Genomic DNA, 23,901 nt, shown 5'->3' with positions numbered 1-23,901 from the left:
GAAAAATTTGCAACTAAATCCCGGCAGTTCTTACCACGATTTTACGTTATTTTGAGGCCAATCCCTACAATAACGCAAATATTTTTCATCGTGATTAAACCATGTACATCCCGCCGTTGACGTGGAGGGTCTCACCAGTGATGTAACCCGCTTCGTCAGAGGCTAAAAATGCAACCGCACTGGCAATTTCTTTAGGGTCACCTAAGCGACCTGCAGGAACTGCTGCCAGTGTACCCGCACGCTGTTCTTCAGTCAGCGCACGCGTCATGTCCGTTTCAATAAAGCCCGGAGCAACAACGTTCACAGTAATACCGCGAGACGCGACTTCACGCGCCAGCGACTTACTGAAACCAATCAGACCTGCTTTCGCCGCAGCGTAGTTAGCCTGACCAGCATTTCCCATGGTACCAACCACAGAACCGACAGTGATAATACGACCATGACGCTTTTTCATCATAGCGCGCATTACCGCTTTTGACAGACGGAATACAGATGACAGGTTGGTTTCGATAATATCGTTCCACTCGTCGTCTTTCATTCGCATTAACAGGTTATCACGAGTGATCCCGGCATTGTTTACCAGAATATCCACTTCGCCGAACTCTGCGCGAATATTTTCCAGAACAGATTCGATGGATGCAGGTTCAGTCACATTCAGTACCAGACCTTTACCGTTTGCACCCAGATATTCGCTGATGGCCTGAGCGCCATTCTCGCTGGTTGCTGTACCAATCACTTTCGCGCCGCGCGCAACCAGTGTTTCAGCAATTGCACGCCCGATACCGCGGCTTGCACCCGTCACCAGGGCGATTTTTCCTTCAAAACTCATGGTATTCCTCTTTTATTGCGAGAGTGCCGCTGACATCGCTTCTGGCTCGTTAATCGCCGAAGCTGTCAGGGTGTCAACAATACGTTTTGTCAGACCGGTGAGGACTTTACCTGGACCGACTTCATACAGATGCTCAACGCCCTGTGACGCCATAAACTCAACGGTTTTGGTCCACTGTACCGGGCTGTAGAGCTGGCGAATCAACGCGTCACGGATAGCGTCCGGCGCTGTTTCGCATTTCACATCGACGTTATTCACAACGGAAATTGTCGGTGCGTTAAACGTAATTTTTTTCAGCTCAACCGCCAGTTTGTCGGCAGCAGGCTTCATCAGCGCACAGTGTGACGGCACGCTCACTGGCAATGGCAGAGCACGCTTCGCGCCCGCGGCTTTACAGGCAGCACCCGCACGTTCAACCGCTTCTTTATGACCGGCGATAACCACCTGGCCCGGCGAGTTGAAGTTAACCGGAGAAACGACCTGACCTTCGGCTGATTCTTCACAGGCTTTCGCAATGGCGGCATCATCAAGGCCGATGATGGCAGACATGCCACCCGTGCCTTCTGGTACGGCTTCCTGCATGAATTTACCGCGCAGTTCCACCAGACGTACCGCATCAGCAAACGCGATCACACCGGCACACACCAGCGCAGAGTATTCACCCAGGCTGTGACCCGCGAGCAGCGCTGGCGCTTTACCGCCCTGCTGCTGCCAGACACGCCACAGCGCAACGGATGCAGTCAGCAGCGCTGGCTGAGTCTGCCAGGTTTTGTTCAGTTCTTCAGCCGGCCCCTGTTGAGTCAGTGCCCACAGATCATAACCCAGTGCATCTGAAGCTTCACGGAAAGTCTCTTCAATTACCGGATAATTTGCTGCCATTTCAGACAACATCCCTACGGTTTGAGATCCCTGGCCCGGGAATACAAAAGCAAATTGCGTCATTTTTTATTCCTTATCCTAGAAACGAACCAGCGCGGAACCCCAGGTGAACCCACCACCGAAGGCTTCAAGCAAGACCAGTTGGCCCCGTTTAATTCGTCCATCACGTACCGCTTCATCAAATGCGCACGGTACCGATGCCGCAGAGGTGTTGCCGTGACGATCCAGCGTCACCACAACGTTATCCATCGACATGCCCAGCTTTTTAGCGGTCGCGCTGATGATTCGCAGGTTCGCCTGATGCGGCACCAGCCAGTCGAGTGCGGTGCGTTCAAGGTTATTGGCTTCCAGCGTCTCGTCGACAATGTGCGCAAGCTCAGTCACCGCTACCTTGAAGACTTCATTACCCGCCATTGTCAGGTAAATGGAGTTATCCGGGTTAACGCGATCGGCGTTAGGCAGCGTCAGCAATTCACCGTAGCTTCCATCGGCATGCAGATGCGTGGAGATGATGCCCGGCTCTTCGGACTGGCCCAGCAGTACCGCACCCGCACCATCACCAAAAATAATGATCGTACCGCGATCGGTTGGATCGCAGGTACGCGCCAGAACGTCAGCACCAATGACCAGCGCATATTTCACGGCACCGGATTTTACATACTGATCGGCAACGCTCAGCGCATAGGTGAAACCTGCACACGCAGCAGCGACGTCAAACGCCGGACAGCCCTTAATGCCGAGCATGTTTTGCACCTGGCACGCCGCGCTTGGGAAAGCATGCGTGGCTGACGTCGTGGCGACCACGATCAGGCCAATCTCTTCTTTATCGATGCCCGCCATTTCGATAGCACGCTGTGCGGCTTCGTAACCCATGGTGGACACGGTTTCGTCTGGCGCGGCGATACGACGTTCACGGATACCTGTGCGCGTGACAATCCACTCGTCAGACGTATCTACCATTTTTTCCAGATCGGCGTTGGTACGCACTTGTTTTGGCAGGTAGCTGCCGGTACCTAAAATCTTCGTATACATGTACGCTCAGTCACTTTTAGCTAATACAGATTCCAGGCGAGCGGCAATCCGCTGAGGGACTTGTCGCTGCACCGCCTGCACTGCCTGTTCAATCGCGACAGCAAATGCTCGCTGATTGGCGGCGCCATGACTCTTAATCACGATGCCGCGCAATCCTAACAGACAGGCGCCATTATACTGGTCGGGGTTGAGGTGACTGAATCGCCGCGTCAGACTTTTTTGTAACCAACGCTTCAATAAAATCAACCACCAGGCGCTTTTTTTGCCTTCTCCTTGAGATTTCAGCAGAGAAAGAAACATGCGCACGACCCCTTCCATGGTTTTTAACGTTACGTTTCCGGTGAAGCCATCGCACACCAGAACATCCGTTTTACCCGTCAGCAACTCATTGGCTTCGAGATAACCAATATAGTTGATGGAAGGAACCTGTTTGAGCAATTCTGCAGCTTCGCGAATGCTGTCCAGGCCTTTGGTCTCTTCTTCACCAATGTTCAGTAACGCAACACGGGGATTGTTGATCCCGACCACTTCTTCTGCCAGCACCGAACCCATCACGGCAAACTGAGCCAGCATTGTACTATCACAGTCGACATTAGCGCCCAAATCGAGCACCACTGTCTTGCCCTTCTGTTGATGCGGTAATACCGTCACCAGCGCCGGGCGCTCAATACCCTCAATAGGCTTGAGCAACAATTTCGACAGCCCCATCAGCGCACCGGTATTTCCCGCACTGACGCAAGCCTGCGCTCGCCCTTCTTTCACCAGCTCAAGCGCCATCCGCATTGAGCTACCACGGCTATTGCGAATCGCCTGCGAGGGCCGGGCATCACTGGCAATAACTGACTGCGCAGGAATAATCTGCAGACGCGAACGTTGTTCAAAGTCAGCTTTTGCAAGTAATGGCGTGATTGTGTCGGGATTTCCGACTAAAAGAAGTGTGAGTTGCGAATTAGAATTCAGTGCCTGCAATGCTGCAGGCACTGTCACAGAAGGGCCAAAATCTCCCCCCATGACATCTAACGCCAGGGTTAGACGTGTCAAGGTATCGTCGCAGCCTGGTTCGGTAAATTCCCCGTTTGCACGGGGAAATCCTCACTAAGCTTCATCACGCTTGCGCGTGATTACTTAGTGATAACCTTGCGGCCGCGGTAGAAACCGTCAGCGGTGATGTGGTGACGCAGGTGTTTCTCACCAGAAGTCTTGTCTACAGACAGGCTGGTAACTGCAGTCAGCGCGTCATGGGAACGACGCATGCCACGTTTGGAACGGGTTGGTTTATTCTGTTGTACGGCCATGGACCTTACTCCTCAATTACTTACGCTTTAAGCTGGCTAATACGGCAAATGGGTTTGGTTTTTGCGCTTCATCAGGCAGTTCCCCAAAGACCATGTCCGCCTCGGACACTTCACAGTGTTCAGAATCATGCACCGGAACCACTGGCAAGGTGAGGATGATTTCATCTTCAACCAGAGCCAGAAGATCGATTTCACCGAATTCGTTAACCTCAATCGGCTCATACGCTTCCGGGAGTGCTTCAGCCTGTTCGTCAGAACGAACCGGACTGAAACAATACGTTGTGTGAACATGCTGTACAAACGGTTTCCCGCAACGCTGACACTCGAGCGTTACCGTTACCTTTGCATCACCGGTTAAAACGGCGAGACGCTGGTTATCGATAGCGAACGACATGGAGCATTCTACATCACTGTCCACACTGACTACGGATTCGGCAATACGCTCGGCCTGATCGGAAGTATAGATACCTTCGTAATCGAGGCGTTTTTGAGCCGTACGAACCGGATCAAGAGTCAGGGGTAATTTTACCTTTTGCATAGGGCGCGCATATTAACTTTGTAACGTCATATAGTCAAAGAAAAAGGCAACCTGGGCTGCCTTTTGCCAATTATTCGCACACATTGCGGCCTGTAGTTTAAAATGGCTGGCATCGATACGCTATATCTGGTGATAAAAATATGCCAAATCTCGTACTTGCTTCCACTTCTCCCTACCGCCGAATGCTGCTGGAAAAGCTCGGGATCCCGTTTGAATGTGCTGCACCAGACGTTGATGAGACGCCACAGCCTGGCGAATCACCGCGTCATCTGGTGACGCGTCTTGCTAAGGAGAAAGCACAATCGCTCGCCGCATATTATCCTTCGCATTTGATTATAGGCTCCGATCAGGTTTGCGTGCTTGACGGCGTTATCACCGGGAAACCTCATACCGAAGAGAATGCCATTCAGCAGTTGATGAGCGCACGCGGTAATATCGTCACCTTTTATACGGGCCTGGCGCTGTACAACTCTGCCTCTGGCCATCTGCAAACGGAGTGCGAGCCTTTCGATGTGCACTTCCGCCATCTCAGCGAGCAAGAGATTGTGGATTATGTGCGTCGTGAGCGACCGCTGAACTGTGCGGGGAGCTTTAAAAGTGAAGGATTGGGGATTGCGCTGTTCGACAAACTCGAAGGTCGAGACCCGAACACGCTGGTTGGGTTACCGCTGATTGCCTTGTGTCAGATGTTAAGGCGAGAAGCGTGTAATCCGCTGACGTCGTGATAAAACCGTTGCGTCCTGGTGCCCCTCACAGAGAGAGGGCACCAGGCAAAATCAGCCGCGCAGAACTTTCAAACAGCGTTTCAACTGCTCATCCAGCGGTGCTTCAATACGGATGGTTTCGCCCGTATTTGGATGAGTAAACTTCAGCGCTGCCGCATGCAGGAACAGACGAGACAGCCCCGTGCCCGCCAGCTGCTTATCGAACTCCCGATCGCCATAGCGATCATCAAACGCGATAGGATGGCCTGCAAACTGGGTATGCACGCGGATCTGGTGGGTACGACCGGTCACCGGACTGCAGCGCACCAGTGTGGCAAACTCATAGCGCTCTTCAACTTTGAAACGCGTCTCTGACGGTTTCCCTTCCTGGCTCACGCGGACAATACGCTCGCCGCTTTGCAGAATGTTTTTCAGCAATGGCGCCTGCACCACTTTCACATGGGACTGCCACTGACCGCGAACCAGCGCCAGATAATCTTTCTGCATCCCTTTTTCACGCAATTGCTCATGTAAAGAACGCAGTGCAGAGCGTTTTTTCGCCACCAGCAGTACGCCGGACGTGTCACGGTCAAGGCGGTGCACCAGTTCGAGGAAACGCGCCTCCGGACGCAGGGCTCGCAGCCCTTCAATCACGCCGAAGCTCAGACCGCTACCACCATGAACAGCAGTACCTGACGGTTTATTTAGCACCAGAATGTAGTCATCCTCATAAAGGATCACATCGCTCAGGGCCGCGACTTTTTGTAGCTTAGGTGAAACGACCTCTTCTTCACGTTCTGCAACGCGCACTGGCGGAATACGCACTTCATCGCCAGCTTCGAGCTTATACTCAGGTTTCACGCGCTTTTTATTAACCCGCACTTCACCCTTACGCAAGATACGGTAGATCATACTCTTTGGCACACCTTTCAGTTGAGTGCGCAAAAAGTTGTCGATACGTTGCCCCGCTTCATCTTCGGCGATGACAACCATTTTTACGGCTGGAGTCTCTGTTTTCATGGTTGGCGATTCTAAATATCGTCAGCCATTAGCGCCACTCATTTTTCTATGCTTATATTTACTTTTATCCGGCCTGTCCCCCCGTTTCACGCAACCGATTTGGTGGTTATTAAACCAATCACCATTCAGAAGTGAAGAAACTGTGAGTAACCGGGTGATAATTGGTAAAAGTCATCTTGCTATAACCCGGCGAGCAGTGGAATAATGAATCCGTTTTCCGTGTTTAATCCAGGTTTTGTAAGGATGTTGACGGAATGACCAATTTTGTCTGACCGATCATCCACGCAGCAATGGCGTAAGACGTATTGATCTTTCAGGCAGTTAGCGGGCTGCGGGTTGCAGTACTTCCCGGTATAAGGATTGTTCTCTGGAGAGTTCTACCCAGGCAATTCCCCTGATAATTGCGCTGTGTTTCCGTATGAAATACAGGCAACCGACACTCTGCGCCTCTTAAGCGAGCGACAACCGTGAGGTTGGCGACGTGAATAGACACGAGGCCATCGGTTCATACCCCGGAAAGCGTCACCTTGCCCGCAGCTTTGTCGTCAATGTAAGAATAACGAGTAAGTTACGATGAAAAGAATGTTAATCAACGCAACTCAGCAAGAAGAGTTGCGTGTCGCCCTTGTGGATGGGCAGCGCCTGTACGATCTGGATATCGAAAGTCCTGGACACGAACAGAAAAAAGCGAACATTTACAAAGGTAAAATCACCCGCATTGAACCAAGCCTTGAAGCTGCATTTGTCGATTACGGTGCTGAGCGTCACGGTTTTCTCCCTCTGAAAGAAATCGCCCGCGAATATTTCCCTGCAAACTACAACTCCCATGGCCGTCCAAACATCAAAGATGTTCTGCGTGAAGGTCAGGAAGTTATCGTTCAGATTGATAAAGAAGAGCGTGGCAATAAAGGCGCCGCACTGACTACCTTTATCAGCCTGGCAGGGAGCTATCTGGTTCTGATGCCAAACAACCCGCGCGCGGGTGGTATCTCTCGCCGTATCGAAGGTGATGACCGTACCGAGCTGAAAGAAGCGCTGGCTAGTCTCGAATTGCCTGATGGCATGGGGCTTATCGTGCGTACTGCAGGCGTAGGTAAATCAGCCGAAGCATTGCAGTGGGACCTGAGTTTCCGTCTGAAGCACTGGGAAGCCATCCAGAAAGCAGCGGAAAGCCGCCCTGCTCCATTCCTGATCCACCAGGAAAGCAACGTTATCGTGCGTGCCTTCCGTGATTACCTGCGTCAGGACATCGGTGAGATTCTGATCGATAACCCGAAAGTGCTTGAGCTGGCGCGCCAGCACATTGCCGCATTGGGTCGTCCGGATTTCACCAGCAAAATCAAACTGTACACCGGTGAAATCCCGCTGTTCAGCCACTATCAGATTGAATCCCAGATTGAGTCAGCGTTCCAGCGTGAAGTGCGTCTGCCATCCGGTGGTTCTATCGTTATTGATACCACTGAAGCGCTGACAGCTATCGATATCAACTCCGCGCGTGCAACACGCGGCGGCGACATCGAAGAGACTGCCTTCAATACCAACCTTGAAGCCGCTGATGAAATCGCCCGCCAGCTCCGCCTGCGCGACCTGGGTGGTCTGATCGTTATCGACTTCATCGACATGACCCCGGTTCGTCACCAGCGCGCGGTTGAAAACCGTCTGCGTGAGGCGGTGCGTCAGGACCGTGCGCGCATCCAGATTAGCCATATCTCGCGTTTCGGTTTGCTGGAGATGTCCCGTCAGCGTCTGAGCCCGTCACTGGGTGAATCCAGCCATCACGTCTGCCCGCGTTGCTCCGGCACCGGTACCGTGCGTGATAACGAATCTCTGTCCCTCTCTATCCTGCGTCTGATCGAAGAAGAAGCACTGAAAGAGAACACCAAAGAGGTTCACGCCATTGTTCCTGTGCCAATTGCGTCCTACCTGCTGAACGAAAAACGTGCAGCGGTAAGTGCCATCGAAGCACGCCAGGGTGGCGTTCGCTGCATTATCGTGCCAAACGATCAGATGGAAACCCCGCACTATCACGTGCTGCGCGTCCGTAAAGGCGAAGAGACAACCACGCTCAGCTACCTGCTGCCGAAGCTGCATGAAGAAGAGATGGCTCTGCCTTCCGATGAAGAGCCTGCCGAGCGTAAACTGCCAGAGCAGCCTGCGTTAGCGACCTTTATCATGCCTGAAGCACCACCTGAAACGGCGCTGGAAAAACCTGCTGCAAAACCTGCGGCACAGAAATCAGCAGTCACAGTGGAAAAAACCCAACCGGATCAACCAGGTCTTCTGAGCCGCTTCTTTGGCGCATTGAAGAAAATGTTTGCCGGCGAGGAAGCACAGCCAGAGCAGCCGAAAGAAGAGCCAAAAGCGGCCAAGCCTGAGCGTCAGCAGGACCGTCGTAAGCGTCAGAACAATCGCCGCGATCGTAATGACCGCAACGACCGTAATGACCGCAGCGAGCGTCGTGACAACCGTTCAGACAACGGTGAAGGCCGTGAACAACGTGAAGACAACCGTCGCAACCGTCGCGAGAAACAACAGCAAAATGTTGAAGATCGTGAAATTCGCCAGCAGGCGGGCGATGAGTCTGAGAAGAGCAAACAGCGTGACGACCAGCAGCCACGTCGCGAGCGTAACCGTCGTCGTAACGACGAGAAACGTCAGGCGCAGCAGGAAGTCAAAAACCTGAACCGCGAAGAGCCTGTTGAACAGCAGGACGGTGAGCAGGAAGAACGGACTCAGGTTATGCCGCGTCGTAAGCAGCGTCAGCTTGCGCAGAAAGTACGCTTCACCTCCGAAGCTACCGAAGAGTCAACCATTGTCACCGCTGAAACAAGCGAGAACACAACCGGTACCCAACTGGCAAAAGTTGATCTGCCGGCTGTGGTAGAAAACACGGTTGAGCAGGATGAGAACGGTGAAAACCGCGATAATGCCGGTATGCCGCGTCGTTCACGTCGTTCTCCACGCCATCTGCGCGTCAGTGGTCAGCGTCGCCGTCGTTATCGTGATGAGCGTTACCCTGCCCAGTCGCCAATGCCATTAGCCGTGGCATGCGCATCACCTGAAATGGCATCCGGTAAAGTCTGGATCCGCTACCCGGTCGCTCGTCCGGAGCAGGTTGTGGAACAACAGGTGGTGACAGAAGAGTTGATTGCGCCAGTCGCAGCAGTGGAAGAAGCCGTAGCTGAAGCAGCCATCGTGGTTGAACCGCAAGCTATTGAGGTAGAAACCCCGCATGCCGTGACGGTAGAAACCACGCATCCGGAAGTGATTGCCACCCCGGTTGATGCTGCACCGCAGCTGATTGCTGAAGAAGATACCGTAGTGGCAGAAGAGGTCGCGGAAGAAGTACAGCCTGCTGCTGCTGTTGAAGATACCGCTGAAATCGTGGCCGAAACCGTCACTGAAAATGTGGTTCAGGATGTTGAGATTGTCGCTGAACCTGTTCGTGCAGCCGAAGAAGTGAAAGCACCTGAGGTGAAACCGGAGCCGGTTGTGTCTACGCCAGCTTCTGCCCACGTGGCGACAGCTCCTATGACGCGCGCTCCGGCACCTGAGTACGTGCCTGAAACCCCGCGTCACAGTGACTGGGTACGCCCTGCTTTCAATTTCGAAGGCAAAGGCTCAGCAGGTGGTCATAGTGCAACGCATCAGGCGACTGCACCGGCGACTCGCCCGCGCTCTGTCGAGTAACGGCATCAAGTAAAAAGCCGACCTCCGGGTCGGCTTTTTTATTGCTTGTTTACAGGCTTTCTCATTCCGGCAATGTCCGGCATCACTTGCTTCATCATCTCAAGAAAATGACGTAAACGCGCCGGATAGTAACGCGACCAGGGATAAACCAGATGGACTGGCAGAGCCGCAGGTTGCCACTCAGGAAGAAGATGAATCAGGCGCCCTTCCTCAATATCCTCTTTCACCGTCCAGCTGGAGACCATCGCGACACCCAGCCCGGTTAATACCGTATTGCGCGCCACGTACAAACTGTCAGTACTGAGACGCGGCGTAATGGCGATACGCGTTGGTTGTGCCGAGCCGTCAAATAACTCTATATGCCGCTGATAAAAGGTACTGATGGCGATCCAGGGAAGTGCCTGCAAATCCTCTGGCGTTTTGACCTCCGGAAAACGCGCCAGCAGTACCGGGGATGCCACGACGGAGCGCGGCACCTCTGCCAGTTGCACTGATACCGTCGCCGGATCGACCTCAGCACCCACGCGGATCGCGCAATCAATGTTGTCACTCAGGAAATCTACCGACCTGTCATGCAACATCCACTCAACGGACAACTGCGGATAACGATGCAAAAATTCGGTTAATGGCTTCAGAAACTGATCCTGCCCGAAAGCGTGCGGTGCACGCACCCGTAATACCCCCACCGGTTCATCTTCAGCCTGTCCGACTTCATCCTCAAGTGCCAGCCAGCTGTCAATCACGCGCCGGGCGTGTTGATAGCAGCGCTCACCATCGTCAGTAAGTCGGGTCGCATGGGTTGTACGCAGCAGCAAGCGAGCCCCCAGCAGGGTCTCCAGAGACTGCAAACGTCGGCTAACCGTGGCCTGAGTGGTTGAAAGCTGCCTTGCCGCTGCTGATAACGACCCGGTTTCAACGATACGAACAAACGTTCGCATCAATTCCACTCTGTCTAAACGCTCAACTCGTTTCATACACCTCCCTGACATACGTTTAACGTATAAGCGTTTTACCACCAGGCTGGCTACCCTCGCAAGGCAGACTGATAAAAAATAGCCCCACACGACGAATGAGGAACATCTTATGAACACAACGACTTCCCCCCACGCAGCCAGCCGCTGGGTAATTTTCATGCTGGCGCTGGGTGCTGGCTTTAGCGTGGCATCCATCTATTACGCCCAGCCCCTTCTTCCGCTCATGGGTGCCGATCTTCATCTGAGCATTGAAGGCATGGGGTTAGTACCAACCTTAACTCAGGCAGGTTATGCGCTCGGCATTCTGTTCCTGCTTCCACTGGGCGATCGTCATGACCGCAGGACGTTAATTCTGATAAAAAGCGCGGCGCTCGCCCTGTTCCTGCTGGGCTGTAGCCTGACCGGGCAACTCCATTCCCTGTTGCTGGCAAGTTTGCTTATCGGCATGGCCGCCACCATGGCACAAGATATCGTTCCGGCGGCGGCTATTCTCGCGCCGGAAGGGAAGCTGGGGAAAACCGTGGGTACGGTAATGACGGGGCTGCTGATGGGCATCTTGTTGTCGAGAACTGTTAGCGGCGTGGTGGGAGAAGCCTTTGGCTGGCGCGTCATGTACCAACTGGCTGCGGTGAGCATTGCGTTTATCGGGGTGATGATGTGGATTGTACTTCCCCGTTTCGCCATTCACTCCACGCTGAGCTACCCCGCGCTGATGCGTTCTATGGAACATCTGTGGCGTCGTTATCCGGCATTGCGCCGTGCAGCGCTGGCACAGGGTTTTCTCTCGATTGCCTTTAGCGCCTTCTGGTCCACGCTGGCGGTTATGCTTCTGGAGCGTTATCACCTGGGTAGTGCCGTAGCCGGTGGTTTTGGTATTGCGGGTGCAGCAGGTGCATTAGCCGCCCCGCTGGCGGGTGGGCTGGCAGATAAACTGGGAGCCGGAAAAGTCACACAGCTTGGCGCATTACTTGTGACCGTCTCGTTTGCCCTGATGTTCCTGATGCCTGCTTTGGGAATTCACGGGCAGCTGATTCTGATTGCCGTCTCTGCCGTTGGGTTCGATCTGGGTCTGCAGTCCAGTCTGGTGGCCCATCAGAATCTGGTCTACAGCCTTGAACCACAGGCCCGGGGCCGCCTTAATGCTCTGCTCTTTACCGTTATCTTTATCGGCATGGCACTGGGCTCAGCCATAGGCAGTAATATTTACTCGCTGGCGGGCTGGACGGGCGTGGTCGCTCTGGCAACCGTCTGTGGCGTCATTGCGCTGGGGATCCGTCTGGTTGAAAGCGCCCGAGTCGCCTCCACACCAGCAGAAGTTGCATAAAAAAATGCCCAATCCAGACGGATTGGGCAGTAAAACATGCCCAGTTTCAAGACATGTTCTAAGAGGTCAAGATGTTATTTGTTCAGCTGGAACAGAGACATGCCCTGCATATCGCTAAACGCTTTATAAGACGCCTGCAAGGCCGCCTGCTGCATGGTGTAAGAGGAAATCGCTTCGTTCCAGTCTACATCAACCAGGTCACTCATCTGCTTAGTCTGCCCAAGCGCACGATCGTCACCCAGCGTATCGAGTTTTTCCAGCTCGTTCATCTTGGTGCCCACGTCCGCAACAACGGTAAGGATATTGTTCTGGGAGTTTTTGATACCGATTTGCGCATTGGCAATCACCTGGCTTTGCGCAGTGGCAGCAGCCGGATCGTTTTCAATCGGTGTCTTCAACGATGCAATAGCAGAATCAAGGATCTTGAACATATTGGTTTCGCCATATCCACCGCCCGGCAGCTGTTCCGCATTACTGGTAATGCTTTCGAAAATCTGCTGACCTGTATGGCTTATCGCCATATTCCGCGCCGTATCGACCTGCTGAGTGATCGCCTCAGCACCACCGTTGTAATTCCCGGTCGCGGCATCAAACGGTGCGCTTTCGGTTTTGTATCCCGCGAAGATAAAGCGACCATTACCATCCGTCGTGTTGGCCAGGTTCATGAGCTGATCGCGGATCCCCTGAATATCGGTCGCCAGAGAAAGACGGTCATCATCGCTTAATGTCCCGTTCGACGCGTAGACTAATTTCTCACGCACGCTGGATATCGCGGTATTCACCTGGGTTAACACATTATCTTCCAGCGAAACCTTTTGCGTGGCAAAGGTACGCGCTAACGCGAACTGGCTATTTTGTGACTGCGATTGTGACAGAACAATGGCCTGAGAAGCCGCGATAGGATCATCCGACGGACGATTGACGCGCTTACCGGTGGACATTTGCTCACCGTAGTTCAGCCACCTGCTCTGGGAATCAGTGATCCCACGCATGTTCTGCTCATACATCATCTGGGTGCTAATACGCATTGTTCACCTCAACCTTAACGAATGTTGATAATTGCATCGAAGAGCGTACTGGCAGTCTGGAGAACCTGCGCATTAGCCAGGTAATACTGCTGATAACGCTGCAAATTGCCATACTCTTCGTCGAGGTTTACCCCAGAGATGGTCTGCTGTTGTTTAACTAACTGTGTTTCCACATTCGCTTTCGTCTGGCTGCTCACTTTCAGTGACGCCGTTGAGCTACCGACGGTACTGACGAGAGAAGCATACGCATCGTTGAAGGTTTTGTTTCCCCCCACCACTTTGGCATTTTGCAAATCAAGCAGTTTTTGACCGTTACGGTTGTCACTCTCACCGCCGTTCTGCACCGACGCCATCGCCAGTTTAGACTCGTCACTGATTGCCAGATCCATGTTCATGATGACATTGGAAACAGGCTTCACGGTGAAACTGTCTTTGGTGTTTGCTGTGCCGCTCACATTGACGTTAAGACCGTCAAACGACAGATTGCCGCTTGCATCCGGGCTCATCGTAAAGCTGGTTTTATCGGAGGTACGGGTGACCGTCCAGTCGGTGCCATTAAATTGCAGCTTATAGTCTGTCGCCTGGACTTGTTTGCTGTCCGTTACAGAAGCCGTAACAACGGCCGAACCGCCATTCTTGCTATTGGACAGAACCGCCGGAGAACCGAAGTCGAACAGCTTACCGCCCGCATCACCGTTTGCATCAAAACCGGCTTCATGCTGCGTGTTCATTGCATCGGCAAAGGCCAGTGCCATTTGGTTCAGGGTGTTACGGGCTTTATCCAGATCTTCATTACGGAATGTCAGCAAACCGCCTAAAGAGCCGGTCGTAATCATTTTTTCCGGGATCTCAATATTACCCGCAACGTCGTCGACGTAGGCTACGGTCGTACGAGCCGGATCAGCGCTGGACTTAACTGCCGCCAGCTGGTTGGCTTTGCTGCCCTGCACCAGGCTGTAACCGTTGCCGAAAGAGATGTTAAACGTACCGCTATCCTGAACAGAAACTTCCACACCTACGATTTTGTTCAGCTCATTGACGAGCTGATCGCGCTGGTCGAGCAGATCGTTTGGCGATGCACCCGCACCGACACCGGTCAGACGGGAAATCTGATCGTTCAGATTCGCAATCTGTTTGGCGTAGTTGTTGATCTGAGAAACGCTGGTCGAAATCGCGGTATTTACCTGCGTATCCTGATCGCGGAGATACTGATCGTTGGTTTTAAACTGATTGACCAGACCGCCCGCTTTTCCCAGCACCGTCTGGCGTGCAGCGGGATCTTCCGCGTTGCTTACCAGCGTTTGCAGACTCTTGAAGAAGTCCTGCAACGTCGTAGAGAGCGAGTTGGTCGTATCGGACAGCACATCGTCGATTTTTGACATCTGCTGATAGCGCGTCGTCAGGCCGCTGCTCTGCGTTTGCGCGGCACGCAACTGGTTGGTGATGAAAGCGTCATACTCACGCTGGACACCGGAGACATAAACCCCGTTACCCACCCAGCCACCGCCGGTCAGCGTGCTGTTAGACGCGCCCAGCACCGTGGTCTGGCGGGTGTAACCTGCCACGTTATAGCTTGAAATATTATTACTGACGGTATTGAGTGCCGACTGCGCAGCACTGAGGCCACTCATGGCGCTGTTAATCAAACTGGACATGGGGGTTCCTTTTATACGTTCAGACACGAGTCCTGATGAAGGTTATCGGCAACCTCCACCGGGACTTGAGAACTTTCAGAACAGATTTTCAATATCTGTGCTATAGGCTTTGCTGACCTTCTCGCCCATGGATTTCAGCTGCTGGATCATGCTGGTGAGCTTACGCGCATAGTTCGGATCGGTCGCATAACCTGCATTTTGCAGAGCCTGAGCCCCCTGCTCCGCCGTCGCCGCCTGGGTAACGGCGGTATAACGCGGATTTCGGCTCAGCAGGCCGACATAATCGGACAACGCTTCCAGATAAGAGCTGTAAACGCGGAATTTTGCTTTGACCTTCACCGCCGCACCGTTCTCGTATTCGGTGGTCGTGATCTCCGTGGTTGGTCCCTTCCAGCCGGAAGTCGCCTTCACGCCGAAGATGTTAAAGCTCGGCTCGCCGTTTTCCTTGCGGACCTGTCGCTGACCCCAGCCCGATTCCAGCGCGGCCTGTGCCAGAATCAGGTGGTGTGGAACACCGCTCTGTTCACTGGCAAGTCGCGCAGGCAGAGAAAGCTGCGCCAGGAAGTCTTTGCTGTCGCCGGAGAGGGGTTCATCACCGCCCCCCGTTGTTTTCGGGATCGCCTTACGCACCATCTGCGTCAGCGCCTGGTTCTGATAACTGGTCACCGTTTCCAGGTCGAACTTCATCGGCACTTGCTGCGTCTGCTCTTGCGGCTGAATACCTTGCGCGGCGTCGGTCTGTTTCACAATCATGTCAGCCAGACCGAGACCTTTACCGGCAGTCATCTGCTGCGCAATCTGCTGGTCATACATGCTGGTGTACAAACGCGTTGAATCGCTGCTGAACATCCCATCTTTCGGCAGGGTTTCACGCATGCTTTTCAACATCATCTGTACAAACATCCCTTCCACCTGGCGGGCAACCGGGCGGATATTCGCCGCCGGGTCTTTACCTGCTTTGGTTTTCAGTTCGTTGAGCGACTGGGCGTCCCAGGCGGCACTGGTCAACAGTTTGCTATCGGTCAGCATTAGATGATTTCCAGTTTGGCACGCAAACAGCCCGCGCTTTGCATGGATTGCAGGATGGACATCAGATCCATCGGCGTTGCACCCAGGGCGTTCAGAGCACGCACCACGCTGTTCAGGTTGGCGCTGGAGCGAACGCTCTGCAACGACCCGCCGCTCTGGCGCAGATCAATCTGCGTTTGCGGTGTCACCACCGTCTGGCCACCACCAAATGGCGTATTTGGCTGACTCACGTTCGCGGAGCGGTTCACCGTCACGGAGAGGTTACCCTGCGCCACGGCACAACTGTCCAGAGAAACTTCCCGGTTCATCACCACCGAGCCCGTACGGGAGTTAATGATCACCTTCGCATCCTGCACTGGAACATTCACTTCCATATTCTGGATATCTGCCAGCATGCGCACCTGGTTGCTGCTACCCGTTGAGGTACGGATCTGCACGGTGCGCGCATCCAGTGCCGTTGCATTACCGTAACCGCGGCTGCGGTTGATGGTATCGGCAATTTGCTGTGCCATGGTGAAGTCTTCATTATTGAGCTGCAGATTGATGGTGTTGCCTGCGCCAAACTGGGTCGGCAACTCACGCTCAATGATGGCGCCGTTAGTGATACGTCCACCGTTCAACTGGTTCACCTGCACGCTGCTTCCGCCTGCGGATGCACCCGCACCGCCAACCAGAATGTTCCCCTGCGCCAGCGCATAGACCTGGCTGTCAACGCCTTTCAGCGGAGTCATCAGCAGCGTACCGCCGCGCAGGCTTTTGGCGTTACCCATTGAGGAGACCACCACGTCAATGGTCTGCCCCTGACGCGCAAACGCCGGGTAGGACGCGGTAACCATAACGGCGGCCACGTTTTTCAGCTGCATGTTGGTTCCCGCCGGGACCGTAATGCCGAGCTGGGAAAGCATGTTGTTTAAACTCTGAGTGGTGAAAGGCGTCTGGGTGGTCTGGTCACCGGTGCCATCCAGACCGACCACCAGGCCATAGCCAATCAGGGAGTTTTCGCGTACGCCCTGAACGCTGGTGAGATCGCGAATACGGTCAGCCTGGGCAAACGTTGCCACCAGCGCCAGCGCCACGGCGAAGATCGATTTAAACATGGGTCACCTCGCTTACATCGGCGATAAATTAAGGAAGAAGCGCTGCAGCCAACCCATATTTTGCGCTTCGTTGATGTAGCCGTTACCGACGTACTCAATGCGCGCATCCGCCACCTGGGTGGACGGAACGGTGTTGGTGCCGCTGATCGTGCGAGGGTTAACCACGCCCGAGAAACGAATGAATTCAGTGCCCTGGTTGATGGCGATCTGTTTTTCACCCACAACGTGCAAGTTGCCGTTAACCAGAACCTGGTCAACCGTGACCGTCAGCGTGCCGCTGAAGGTGTTGCTGGCGTTCGCGCCGCCTTTACCGTTAAAGGTATTGCCGCCGGACGCGTTCACATCCGCACGCGCGTTGCCGAACAACCCTTCGAGATAGCGTGGCACGGTATCGAAGCCAAAATTAGTTTTGCCATCGCGGCTGGCGTTCGCCGACGAGCTCTTGCTCGCGCTGACGTTTTCCTGCAGCACAATGGTCAATGTATCGCCGACGTTACGCGGGCGGCGATCTTCAAACAGCGGCTGATAGCCGTAATTAATCGGCTGCGCGGTCTGGAAAATGGAGCCGTTTACCACTGGCGCGGGGCCAGGAACGGGTTGGGCAGTCGTCGCACCCTGGACCAAAGGTTTAGACGGGATCCAAGCACACCCGCTGAGGGTGACAGCCAGAACAGTCAGTATCGGATAACGAAACGCCGCGTTTTTTTGCATTGCCTTCATCTTCGAAAACAGGGAGCCGGCGCGGCGTTTACCGCACCGGGCTACACCTTAGAGTTGCGTCAGTTTCTGCAGCATCTGGTCGGTCGTCGACACTGCTTTACTGTTAATTTCATACGCGCGCTGGACCTGGATCATATTCACCAGCTCTTCCGCCACGTTCACGTTGGAGGTTTCAACATAGCCCTGATACAGCAGGCCCGCGCCGTTCAGGCCCGGGGTGCTCTCATTTGGCGTACCGGAGGATTGCGTTTCGGTGTAGAGGTTCTCACCAATGCTTTCCAGACCAGTATCGTTCATGAAGGTGGTCAGGTTGAGCTGCCCGACCTGAACCGGCGCGGCCTGTCCCTGCTGGGTCACGCTGACGACACCGTCACGTCCGATGGTGATGCTCAGGGCGTTCGCCGGGATGGTAATCGCAGGCTGAACCTGGAAACCGCCCGCCGTTACCAGTTGGCCGTTCTGATCGACCTGGAACGAACCGTCGCGGGTATAGGCAGAGGTACCGTCAGGCAGCTGCACCTGGAAGAAGCCCTGGCCTTTGATCGCCACGTCTTTGCTGTTGTTGGTCTGAGACAGATTGCCCTGGCTGTGCAGACGCTCGGTGGCTACCGGACGAACGCCGGTACCGATCTGTAAACCCGACGGCAGCGTCGTCTGTTCAGAAGACTGTGCACCCGGCTGGCGGATGGTTTGATAAAGCAAATCTTCGAAAACGGCGCGCTGACGCTTGAAACCATTGGTGCTCACGTTTGCCAGGTTGTTGGCAATCACGTCCATATTGGTTTGCTGGGCGTCCAGGCCAGTTTTCGCGATCCATAAAGAACTGATCATAAGGAGTCCTGTTAACTCATAGCCAGAAGTTGGTTAGCCTTGCCCGCGTTTTCATCCACGCTGCTGATGATCTTCATCTGCATTTCAAAACGGCGGGCGCTGGCAATCATGTCGCTCATGGCGGCTACCGGCTTAACGTTGCTGCCTTCCAGAACGCCGGACATCACGCGGATGCTCGGATCGGCCTGTAACGTGGCACCACGCGTCGCCTGAGCCGCCTGGGTCAGACGAAACATGCCGTCGTCGCCGCGCTGTACCTCTTTACCTTCCGCCTTAACCAGCTTCAGACGACCGACGGGCGCAACGGTATTAGCCGGATCACCCGGGTTCAGCGCCGAAATGGTGCCGTCCGCGGCGATAGTCAGCTCAGAGCCTTCCGGCACGGTCAGCGGACCCGCTTCCCCCATTACCGGGTGCCCCTGAATCGTTAACTGGCCCGTCGCGCTCACCTGGATATTGCCGTTACGGGTATAACCTTCCCCACCGTCAGCGGTTTGCACCGCCAGCCAGCCGTCCTGCTGCAGGGCAACATCCAGCGGGCGTGACGTGTAATCCATCTGCCCTGGCGTCATATCTGCGCCAGGGGTTGATGCCGTCACCAGCGTACGGGTTGGCAGGGAAAGCCCTTCAACCGGCACCGCGCGCAGCGCATTAAGCTGGGCACGAAAACCCGGTGTCGAGGCGTTTGCCAGGTTACTGGCCGTAACGGCCTGCTGGTTGAGCGTCTGACTTGCCGCGCCCATCGCGGTATATATTGCGTGATCCATTGCGCTTTCCTGTTAGCCGCTTAACGCAGGTTAACCAGCGTGTTGAGGATCTGGTCCTGGGTTTTGATGGTCTGCGCGTTCGACTGATAGTTACGCTGCGCGACGATCATGTTCACCAGTTCTTTACTCATATCCACGTTGGAGGCTTCCAGCGCGCCGTTGGTCAGCTTGCCGAAGTTACCGGTACCCGCGGTACCCAGCAGCGCCACGCCGGAGGACTGGCTGGCAGACCAGACGTTATCGCCTTCCGATTTCAGACCTTCGTTGTTGGCAAAGTTTGCCAGTACGATCTGACCCAGAACCTGAGACTGTTCGTTAGAGTAGCTTCCCACCACGGTGCCATCGCCGTTGATCTGGTAGCTCACCAGGTCGCCAGGCTTGTAGCCGTTCTGATTGGTTGCCACCACGCTGTTCGCACCGGTGTTCTGCTGCATGGAGTTCAGGAAGCTCAGGGAGAAAGTCGCCGCCGTCGCACCGCTGACAGAACCGGTGGTGATGTTGATTGCAGGGGTTGCGTTTGGCGTTGCGCTCAGCACACCCGCAGCGTCGTAGTTATAGACACCCGCCAGGTTACCGTTCGCATCAAAGTTCATCTGCGCCGCTTTCGCTGCTGTAGAACCCGCAACGCTGCCGTCCTGAGTGTAAAGATCCCATTTATTGTTGGCTGTCTTAACGTAGTAGACATACATGTTATGGGCGTTACCCTGGCTGTCGAATACGGTCACGGTCCCTTTTTTGTTGTAGGTATCCGGGTTAGTCGCATCGAACGGGGCAGTTTGAACAGGATCGGTTGAGTTCAGGTTGATCTGCTGCGTCGCGGTGGTGGTCGATTTCGCCGCCATCAGGGTATTCGGGATAGTAATCGCCTGTGGGTTCGCACCGGTCTGAACGGTCGGAGGCGATCCGGCTACCGGATAGCCCGTCAGCTGCATGCCCTGCATGTTAACCAGCGTGCGGTTTTCGTCCAGCTTGAACTGGCCGTTACGGCTGTAGAACACAGAGCCGTTGGAATCAACCATACGGAAGAAACCGTTCTGGCTGATGGCGACGTCCAGACCACGACCGGTGTTGGTGGTGGTGCCGTCGGTAAAGTCCTGAGTGATGCCCGCAACTTTCACGCCCAGGCCAACTTTAGAACCGGCAAACATGTCTGCAAAGGAAGCAGAACCGGATTTAAAACCATAGGTCGCGGAGTTGGCGATGTTGTTGCCAATGACGTCCAGGTTGGTGGCCGCAGCATTCAGGCCGCTGACCGCTTGAGAAAAGGCCATGACTTACTCCTGATAAGTGTTAAGGCTTAGATAATCTGCCGAACTTCGTCGAGTGTGGTGGTACCTGAGGTACCCAAATCCAGTTTGTTGCCGTCGCTTCCTTTAATTACGCCCTGGACCAGCGCGAACTGCAGCGGCTGCGCCACCAGCTGGGTTGTCCCGTTGCTGGCGCTGATTGCCACTTTGTAGGAACCGTTTGGTGCTTTAGTACCGTCGGTCAGGCTGCCATCCCACGTAAAGGTGTGAACGCCCGCCTTCAGCTCGCCAATATCAATGGTACGGACAACTGCGCCAGTGGAATCCGTGATCGTTGCAGTCACCTTCTCAGCCGGCTGCTGGAGCTCAACGCCAAACGGCGTGGTGCTCGTTGTGGTGTTGCCTTCGGTAGTGCTGGTGCCTGCCAGAATCGTGGTTCCCGGGATCATCACCCCGTGGCCAATCAGGCTTGCCGCCTGCAGAGACTGGCTGCTACCAATCTGTCCAGAGACGGAACCGAGGGTGGTGTTCAGTTTCTCAATGCCGCTAACGGTGCTGATCTGCGCAAGCTGCGTGGTCAGTTCGTTGTTCTGCATCGGGTTAGTGGGATCCTGGTTCTTAAGCTGCGCCACCAGCAGCGTCAGAAAGCTGCCCTGAAGATCGGCGGCATTGCTCCCGGTGAGGGAGTTAGAACCCGTCGTACTCTTTGTGTTGTTAACACCCGAGTTCGTAGGATCATTCACATTTACGGCGATGGACATGCATGTCTCCTTTACTGGCCGAGAGTGAGTGTTTTGAGCATCATGCTCTTCACGGTATTAAGCACTTCGACGTTGGCCTGGTAACTACGGGAAGCCGACATGGAGTTCACCATCTCACCCACCACATCCACATTAGGCATTTTCACGTATCCGTTAGCATCCGCGAGTGGGTTGCCAGGCTCATACACCAGCTTATCCGGTGCCTGGCTCTCTACCACATCAGACACTTTCACGCCGCCCGTTGCCGCGCCAGGCGCCGCATCAACCTGGAAGACAACCTGTTTGGCACGATAAGGCTGGCCGTCTGGTCCAGTCACGCTGTCGGCGTTCGCCAGGTTACTGGCAGCCACGTTCAGACGTTTGGACTGCGCGGTTAACGCCGAACCGGCGATATCAAAAATATTCAGCAAGGCCATCTATCAGTTGCCCCCCTGCAGGACGTTCATCATGCCTTTGATTTGTCCGCCGAGTAGGGTCAGTCCCGTCTGGTATTTCAGGCTGTTATCGGCAAACTGCGTACGCTCCCGGTCCATATCCACGGTGTTGCCGTCGAGTGAAGGCTGATCGGGAATGCGATAGAGTAAATCGGTCGTTGGCGCGGTCATCGCCTGAGCAGGAATATGGCGCGAGGATGTCATGGCGAGTGCAACACCCGTTTCTTCGGCACGTCCACGCTCCATCACCTTTTTGAGTTCACTGGAAAAATCAATATCGCGCGCCTGATACCCTGGGGTATCGGCGTTGGCGATGTTGGCGGCTAAAATCTCCTGCCGCTGGGCGCGTAAATTGAGCGCTTCCTGCTGAAAACGTAACGCGGCGTCGAGTTTATCGAGCATGTCTCCTCCGCTGATGGCAAAATTTCAGTTCACAGCTTAAATCTCACCCGGTCTCCCCTATCGACGGAATAAGCGCAAAATGCGTCGCTATTTATTCCGTTGATGCAAAACCACTGCAGGTAGAATTCACTCAATTCTGGAAACGGTGGAACTTGCGATGCAAACGTTAAAACGTGGTCTGGTGGCAACTTTCTTGCTGTTTAGCCCTCTGGTGCAGGCTGAAGGCTTACAGGATCAACTGACGGCTTTTTTCGCTGAAAAGCTGGCGGGTTTTAGCGATGACGTCACTGTTACCGTACGCACGCCACCGAATCTCTACCCTACGTGTGATCAGCCTTCATTCAGCGTGGTGGGGTTCACAAAGCTCTGGGGGAATGTGAACGTGCTGGCACGCTGCGCCAACGAAAAACGCTATTTACAGGTTGCAGTTCAGGCGACGGGCAATTATGTTGTCGCCGCCGTGCCCATTGCGCGCGGCAGCGTGCTGCAGACAAACAGCGTGACGTTAAAACGCGGCCGTCTGGATCAGTTGCCGCCACGCACGATGCTGGAAATTAACCAGGCGCAGGACGCTGTCAGTCTGCGCGACGTCGCCCCAGGCCAGCCGATACAGCTCTCAATGTTGCGCCAGGCATGGCGGATAAAAGCAGGTCAGCAGGTGATGGTGGTGGCCAACGGAGATGGCTTTAGTATCAACAGCGAAGGGAAAGCGTTAAACAATGCTGCGGTGGCACAAAACGTCCGCGTCAGAATGACCTCAGGCCAGGTGGTTAGCGGAACCGTCGATTCTGATGGGAATATTCTGATTAACCTATAATCTTTTTAAAGATTTCGCGCCGCTTGCCGATAAATATTCAACTAATGATGATGTCAGGCGCAAACGCCGCGAACCCTCGATGAGGACAACACTATGAGCATTGATCGTACATCAGCCCTGAAGCCGGTAAGCGCTGTACAACCTCGCGAAACGAATGACACGCCAGCGCAGAAAGCGCGTCTGGAAAAACCGTCAACGTCCAACAGCACCAGCGTGACCCTGAGCGACGCGCAGGCAAAACTGATGCAGCCAGGCAGCAACGATATCAATATGGAACGTGTTGAAGCGCTGAAAACGGCTATTCGTAACGGTGAGCTGAAAATGGATACCAGCAAAATTGCTGATGCCCTGATTCAGGAAGCACAGAGTTTCTTACAGAGTAACTAACCGTATGAGTCGACTGTCAGAAATACTGGATCAAATGACGGTTGTCCTGAACGACCTGAAAACGGTAATGGACGCAGAGCAACAGCATCTCTCTTCCGGTCACATTAACGGTAGCGCGTTGCAGCGTATTACTGAAGATAAAAGTTCGCTTCTGGCAACGCTGGATTATCTGGAGCAACAACGCCGCGCTGAGCAAGATCCTAAGCGCAGTGCAAATGACGATATTGTTGAGCGTTGGCAGACCATTACTGAAAAAACGCGACACCTGCGCGATCTTAACCAGCATAACGGCTGGCTGCTTGAAGGTCAGATAGAGCGTAATCAGCAAGCGCTTGAGGTGTTGAAACCGCATAAAGAAACCGGACTGTACGGTGCGGATGGTCAGACTGCTACTGCACGTATTGCGGGTGTAAAAAAGATTTCGATTTGAAGCAGCAGCAA

25 protein-coding genes are annotated in these 23,901 nt (G+C 54.3%); 6 read left to right on the top strand and 19 right to left on the bottom strand.

From position 1 onward, the window contains the following. Window positions 1-94: 94 nt before the first annotated feature. From fabG to yceD, 6 genes are all read right to left on the bottom strand, one after another. On the bottom strand, window positions 95-829 hold the full coding sequence (fabG, locus tag LCD46_08320) for a 3-oxoacyl-ACP reductase FabG (GenBank protein UOY72299.1): 735 nt from the start codon (window positions 827-829) through the stop codon (window positions 95-97). A 12-nt stretch (window positions 830-841) separates the two neighbouring features. Further along, complete coding sequence (gene fabD, locus LCD46_08315; protein ID UOY72298.1) at window positions 842-1,771, bottom strand: ACP S-malonyltransferase; 930 nt, start codon at window positions 1,769-1,771, stop codon at window positions 842-844. A 15-nt stretch (window positions 1,772-1,786) separates the two neighbouring features. After that, window positions 1,787-2,740 carry a ketoacyl-ACP synthase III gene (locus LCD46_08310; GenBank protein ID UOY72297.1) on the bottom strand — a complete coding sequence of 318 codons (954 nt, stop codon included), beginning with the start codon at window positions 2,738-2,740 and terminating at the stop codon, window positions 1,787-1,789. 6 nt (window positions 2,741-2,746) lie between these two features. Then, window positions 2,747-3,781, bottom strand: a complete 1,035-nt coding sequence (plsX, locus tag LCD46_08305) for a phosphate acyltransferase PlsX (GenBank protein ID UOY72296.1) — start codon at window positions 3,779-3,781, stop codon at window positions 2,747-2,749. 80 nt (window positions 3,782-3,861) lie between these two features. Beyond that, window positions 3,862-4,035, bottom strand: coding sequence for a 50S ribosomal protein L32 (gene rpmF / locus LCD46_08300; GenBank protein UOY72295.1), 174 nt, complete (start codon window positions 4,033-4,035; stop codon window positions 3,862-3,864). 16 nt (window positions 4,036-4,051) lie between these two features. Beyond that, entirely contained in the window at window positions 4,052-4,573 is a 522-nt protein-coding gene (gene yceD, locus LCD46_08295; protein ID UOY72294.1) for a 23S rRNA accumulation protein YceD, read from the bottom strand. 140 nt (window positions 4,574-4,713) lie between these two features. Here yceD and LCD46_08290 point away from each other — a divergent pair, with 140 nt between their 5' ends. Next, window positions 4,714-5,298 (top strand): Maf-like protein, encoded by a 585-nt coding sequence (locus tag LCD46_08290; GenBank protein UOY72293.1) that lies wholly within the window; start codon window positions 4,714-4,716, stop codon window positions 5,296-5,298. Between the two features lie 51 nt (window positions 5,299-5,349). Here LCD46_08290 and rluC read toward each other — a convergent pair whose 3' ends face one another. After that, complete coding sequence (gene rluC, locus LCD46_08285; protein ID UOY72292.1) at window positions 5,350-6,297, bottom strand: 23S rRNA pseudouridine(955/2504/2580) synthase RluC; 948 nt, start codon at window positions 6,295-6,297, stop codon at window positions 5,350-5,352. Window positions 6,298-6,870: 573 nt separating this feature from the next. Between rluC and rne the strand changes: the two genes are divergently transcribed. Then, entirely contained in the window at window positions 6,871-9,987 is a 3,117-nt protein-coding gene (gene rne, locus LCD46_08280) for a ribonuclease E (protein UOY72291.1), read from the top strand. Window positions 9,988-10,025: 38 nt separating this feature from the next. Here the strand turns inward: rne and LCD46_08275 are convergent, their stop codons facing one another. Beyond that, complete coding sequence (locus tag LCD46_08275) at window positions 10,026-10,961, bottom strand: LysR family transcriptional regulator (GenBank protein UOY72290.1); 936 nt, start codon at window positions 10,959-10,961, stop codon at window positions 10,026-10,028. Window positions 10,962-11,070: 109 nt separating this feature from the next. Here LCD46_08275 and LCD46_08270 point away from each other — a divergent pair, with 109 nt between their 5' ends. Beyond that, the gene (locus LCD46_08270) at window positions 11,071-12,285 is read left to right on the top strand and encodes an MFS transporter (GenBank protein ID UOY72289.1); all 1,215 of its coding nucleotides are present in this window, start codon (window positions 11,071-11,073) and stop codon (window positions 12,283-12,285) included. 74 nt (window positions 12,286-12,359) lie between these two features. Here the strand turns inward: LCD46_08270 and flgL are convergent, their stop codons facing one another. The 11 genes from flgL to flgB form a co-directional block, all read right to left on the bottom strand. Beyond that, on the bottom strand, window positions 12,360-13,313 hold the full coding sequence (gene flgL / locus LCD46_08265) for a flagellar hook-associated protein FlgL (protein UOY72288.1): 954 nt from the start codon (window positions 13,311-13,313) through the stop codon (window positions 12,360-12,362). A gap of 14 nt (window positions 13,314-13,327) precedes the next feature. Continuing rightward, a complete protein-coding gene (gene flgK / locus LCD46_08260; protein ID UOY72287.1) occupies window positions 13,328-14,968 on the bottom strand; it encodes a flagellar hook-associated protein FlgK in 1,641 nt (546 codons plus the stop codon). Between the two features lie 75 nt (window positions 14,969-15,043). Then, window positions 15,044-15,997, bottom strand: a complete 954-nt coding sequence (flgJ, locus tag LCD46_08255; GenBank protein UOY72286.1) for a flagellar assembly peptidoglycan hydrolase FlgJ — start codon at window positions 15,995-15,997, stop codon at window positions 15,044-15,046. Continuing rightward, window positions 15,997-17,094, bottom strand: a complete 1,098-nt coding sequence (locus LCD46_08250; protein ID UOY72285.1) for a flagellar basal body P-ring protein FlgI — start codon at window positions 17,092-17,094, stop codon at window positions 15,997-15,999. Before LCD46_08250 ends, flgJ begins: the two co-directional genes overlap by 1 nt. A 12-nt stretch (window positions 17,095-17,106) precedes the next feature. After that, on the bottom strand, window positions 17,107-17,805 hold the full coding sequence (gene flgH, locus LCD46_08245; protein UOY72284.1) for a flagellar basal body L-ring protein FlgH: 699 nt from the start codon (window positions 17,803-17,805) through the stop codon (window positions 17,107-17,109). Window positions 17,806-17,862: 57 nt separating this feature from the next. Beyond that, a complete protein-coding gene (gene flgG, locus LCD46_08240; protein UOY72283.1) occupies window positions 17,863-18,645 on the bottom strand; it encodes a flagellar basal-body rod protein FlgG in 783 nt (260 codons plus the stop codon). 11 nt (window positions 18,646-18,656) lie between these two features. Further along, the gene (locus tag LCD46_08235; protein ID UOY72282.1) at window positions 18,657-19,412 is read right to left on the bottom strand and encodes a flagellar basal body rod protein FlgF; all 756 of its coding nucleotides are present in this window, start codon (window positions 19,410-19,412) and stop codon (window positions 18,657-18,659) included. Window positions 19,413-19,432: 20 nt separating this feature from the next. Continuing rightward, window positions 19,433-20,683, bottom strand: a complete 1,251-nt coding sequence (gene flgE, locus LCD46_08230) for a flagellar hook protein FlgE (protein ID UOY72281.1) — start codon at window positions 20,681-20,683, stop codon at window positions 19,433-19,435. Window positions 20,684-20,709: 26 nt separating this feature from the next. Continuing rightward, the gene (gene flgD, locus LCD46_08225) at window positions 20,710-21,420 is read right to left on the bottom strand and encodes a flagellar hook assembly protein FlgD (protein ID UOY72280.1); all 711 of its coding nucleotides are present in this window, start codon (window positions 21,418-21,420) and stop codon (window positions 20,710-20,712) included. An 11-nt stretch (window positions 21,421-21,431) separates the two neighbouring features. Beyond that, on the bottom strand, window positions 21,432-21,836 hold the full coding sequence (flgC, locus tag LCD46_08220) for a flagellar basal body rod protein FlgC (protein UOY72279.1): 405 nt from the start codon (window positions 21,834-21,836) through the stop codon (window positions 21,432-21,434). Window positions 21,837-21,839: 3 nt separating this feature from the next. Beyond that, complete coding sequence (gene flgB, locus LCD46_08215) at window positions 21,840-22,256, bottom strand: flagellar basal body rod protein FlgB (GenBank protein ID UOY72278.1); 417 nt, start codon at window positions 22,254-22,256, stop codon at window positions 21,840-21,842. Window positions 22,257-22,413: 157 nt separating this feature from the next. Between flgB and flgA the strand changes: the two genes are divergently transcribed. The 3 genes from flgA to flgN all read left to right on the top strand — a co-directional run bounded on the left by flgA (window position 22,414) and on the right by flgN (window position 23,890). Beyond that, entirely contained in the window at window positions 22,414-23,073 is a 660-nt protein-coding gene (flgA, locus tag LCD46_08210) for a flagellar basal body P-ring formation protein FlgA (GenBank protein UOY72277.1), read from the top strand. A 93-nt stretch (window positions 23,074-23,166) separates the two neighbouring features. Continuing rightward, a complete protein-coding gene (flgM, locus tag LCD46_08205) occupies window positions 23,167-23,460 on the top strand; it encodes an anti-sigma-28 factor FlgM (protein ID UOY72276.1) in 294 nt (97 codons plus the stop codon). A 4-nt stretch (window positions 23,461-23,464) separates the two neighbouring features. Further along, a complete protein-coding gene (gene flgN, locus LCD46_08200) occupies window positions 23,465-23,890 on the top strand; it encodes a flagella biosynthesis chaperone FlgN (GenBank protein UOY72275.1) in 426 nt (141 codons plus the stop codon). Window positions 23,891-23,901: the final 11 nt, after the last annotated feature.

This window comes from Enterobacter ludwigii (genome assembly GCA_023023105.1).
Classification (GTDB): Bacteria; Pseudomonadota; Gammaproteobacteria; order Enterobacterales; family Enterobacteriaceae; genus Enterobacter; species Enterobacter adelaidei.
This window is presented reverse-complemented; position numbering and strand designations above follow the sequence as displayed.

Excerpts from the sequence above, each read along its gene's own strand:
- rluC (UOY72292.1), bottom strand. The coding sequence starts at position 6,297 with ATGAAAACAGAGACTCCAGCCGTAAAAATGGTTGTCATCGCCGAAGAT.
- rpmF (UOY72295.1), bottom strand. The coding sequence starts at position 4,035 with ATGGCCGTACAACAGAATAAACCAACCCGTTCCAAACGTGGCATGCGT.
- fabD (UOY72298.1), bottom strand. The coding sequence starts at position 1,771 with ATGACGCAATTTGCTTTTGTATTCCCGGGCCAGGGATCTCAAACCGTA.
- flgM (UOY72276.1), top strand. The coding sequence starts at position 23,167 with ATGAGCATTGATCGTACATCAGCCCTGAAGCCGGTAAGCGCTGTACAA.
- flgA (UOY72277.1), top strand. The coding sequence starts at position 22,414 with ATGCAAACGTTAAAACGTGGTCTGGTGGCAACTTTCTTGCTGTTTAGC.
- LCD46_08310 (UOY72297.1), bottom strand. The coding sequence starts at position 2,740 with ATGTATACGAAGATTTTAGGTACCGGCAGCTACCTGCCAAAACAAGTG.
- LCD46_08275 (UOY72290.1), bottom strand. The coding sequence starts at position 10,961 with ATGAAACGAGTTGAGCGTTTAGACAGAGTGGAATTGATGCGAACGTTT.
- flgH (UOY72284.1), bottom strand. The coding sequence starts at position 17,805 with ATGCAAAAAAACGCGGCGTTTCGTTATCCGATACTGACTGTTCTGGCT.
- flgN (UOY72275.1), top strand. The coding sequence starts at position 23,465 with ATGAGTCGACTGTCAGAAATACTGGATCAAATGACGGTTGTCCTGAAC.
- yceD (UOY72294.1), bottom strand. The coding sequence starts at position 4,573 with ATGCAAAAGGTAAAATTACCCCTGACTCTTGATCCGGTTCGTACGGCT.
- LCD46_08250 (UOY72285.1), bottom strand. The coding sequence starts at position 17,094 with ATGTTTAAATCGATCTTCGCCGTGGCGCTGGCGCTGGTGGCAACGTTT.
- flgJ (UOY72286.1), bottom strand. The coding sequence starts at position 15,997 with ATGCTGACCGATAGCAAACTGTTGACCAGTGCCGCCTGGGACGCCCAG.
- flgD (UOY72280.1), bottom strand. The coding sequence starts at position 21,420 with ATGTCCATCGCCGTAAATGTGAATGATCCTACGAACTCGGGTGTTAAC.
- rne (UOY72291.1), top strand. The coding sequence starts at position 6,871 with ATGAAAAGAATGTTAATCAACGCAACTCAGCAAGAAGAGTTGCGTGTC.
- flgL (UOY72288.1), bottom strand. The coding sequence starts at position 13,313 with ATGCGTATTAGCACCCAGATGATGTATGAGCAGAACATGCGTGGGATC.
- flgB (UOY72278.1), bottom strand. The coding sequence starts at position 22,256 with ATGCTCGATAAACTCGACGCCGCGTTACGTTTTCAGCAGGAAGCGCTC.
- flgE (UOY72281.1), bottom strand. The coding sequence starts at position 20,683 with ATGGCCTTTTCTCAAGCGGTCAGCGGCCTGAATGCTGCGGCCACCAAC.
- LCD46_08235 (UOY72282.1), bottom strand. The coding sequence starts at position 19,412 with ATGGATCACGCAATATATACCGCGATGGGCGCGGCAAGTCAGACGCTC.
- flgG (UOY72283.1), bottom strand. The coding sequence starts at position 18,645 with ATGATCAGTTCTTTATGGATCGCGAAAACTGGCCTGGACGCCCAGCAA.
- LCD46_08290 (UOY72293.1), top strand. The coding sequence starts at position 4,714 with ATGCCAAATCTCGTACTTGCTTCCACTTCTCCCTACCGCCGAATGCTG.
- fabG (UOY72299.1), bottom strand. The coding sequence starts at position 829 with ATGAGTTTTGAAGGAAAAATCGCCCTGGTGACGGGTGCAAGCCGCGGT.
- flgK (UOY72287.1), bottom strand. The coding sequence starts at position 14,968 with ATGTCCAGTTTGATTAACAGCGCCATGAGTGGCCTCAGTGCTGCGCAG.
- LCD46_08270 (UOY72289.1), top strand. The coding sequence starts at position 11,071 with ATGAACACAACGACTTCCCCCCACGCAGCCAGCCGCTGGGTAATTTTC.
- flgC (UOY72279.1), bottom strand. The coding sequence starts at position 21,836 with ATGGCCTTGCTGAATATTTTTGATATCGCCGGTTCGGCGTTAACCGCG.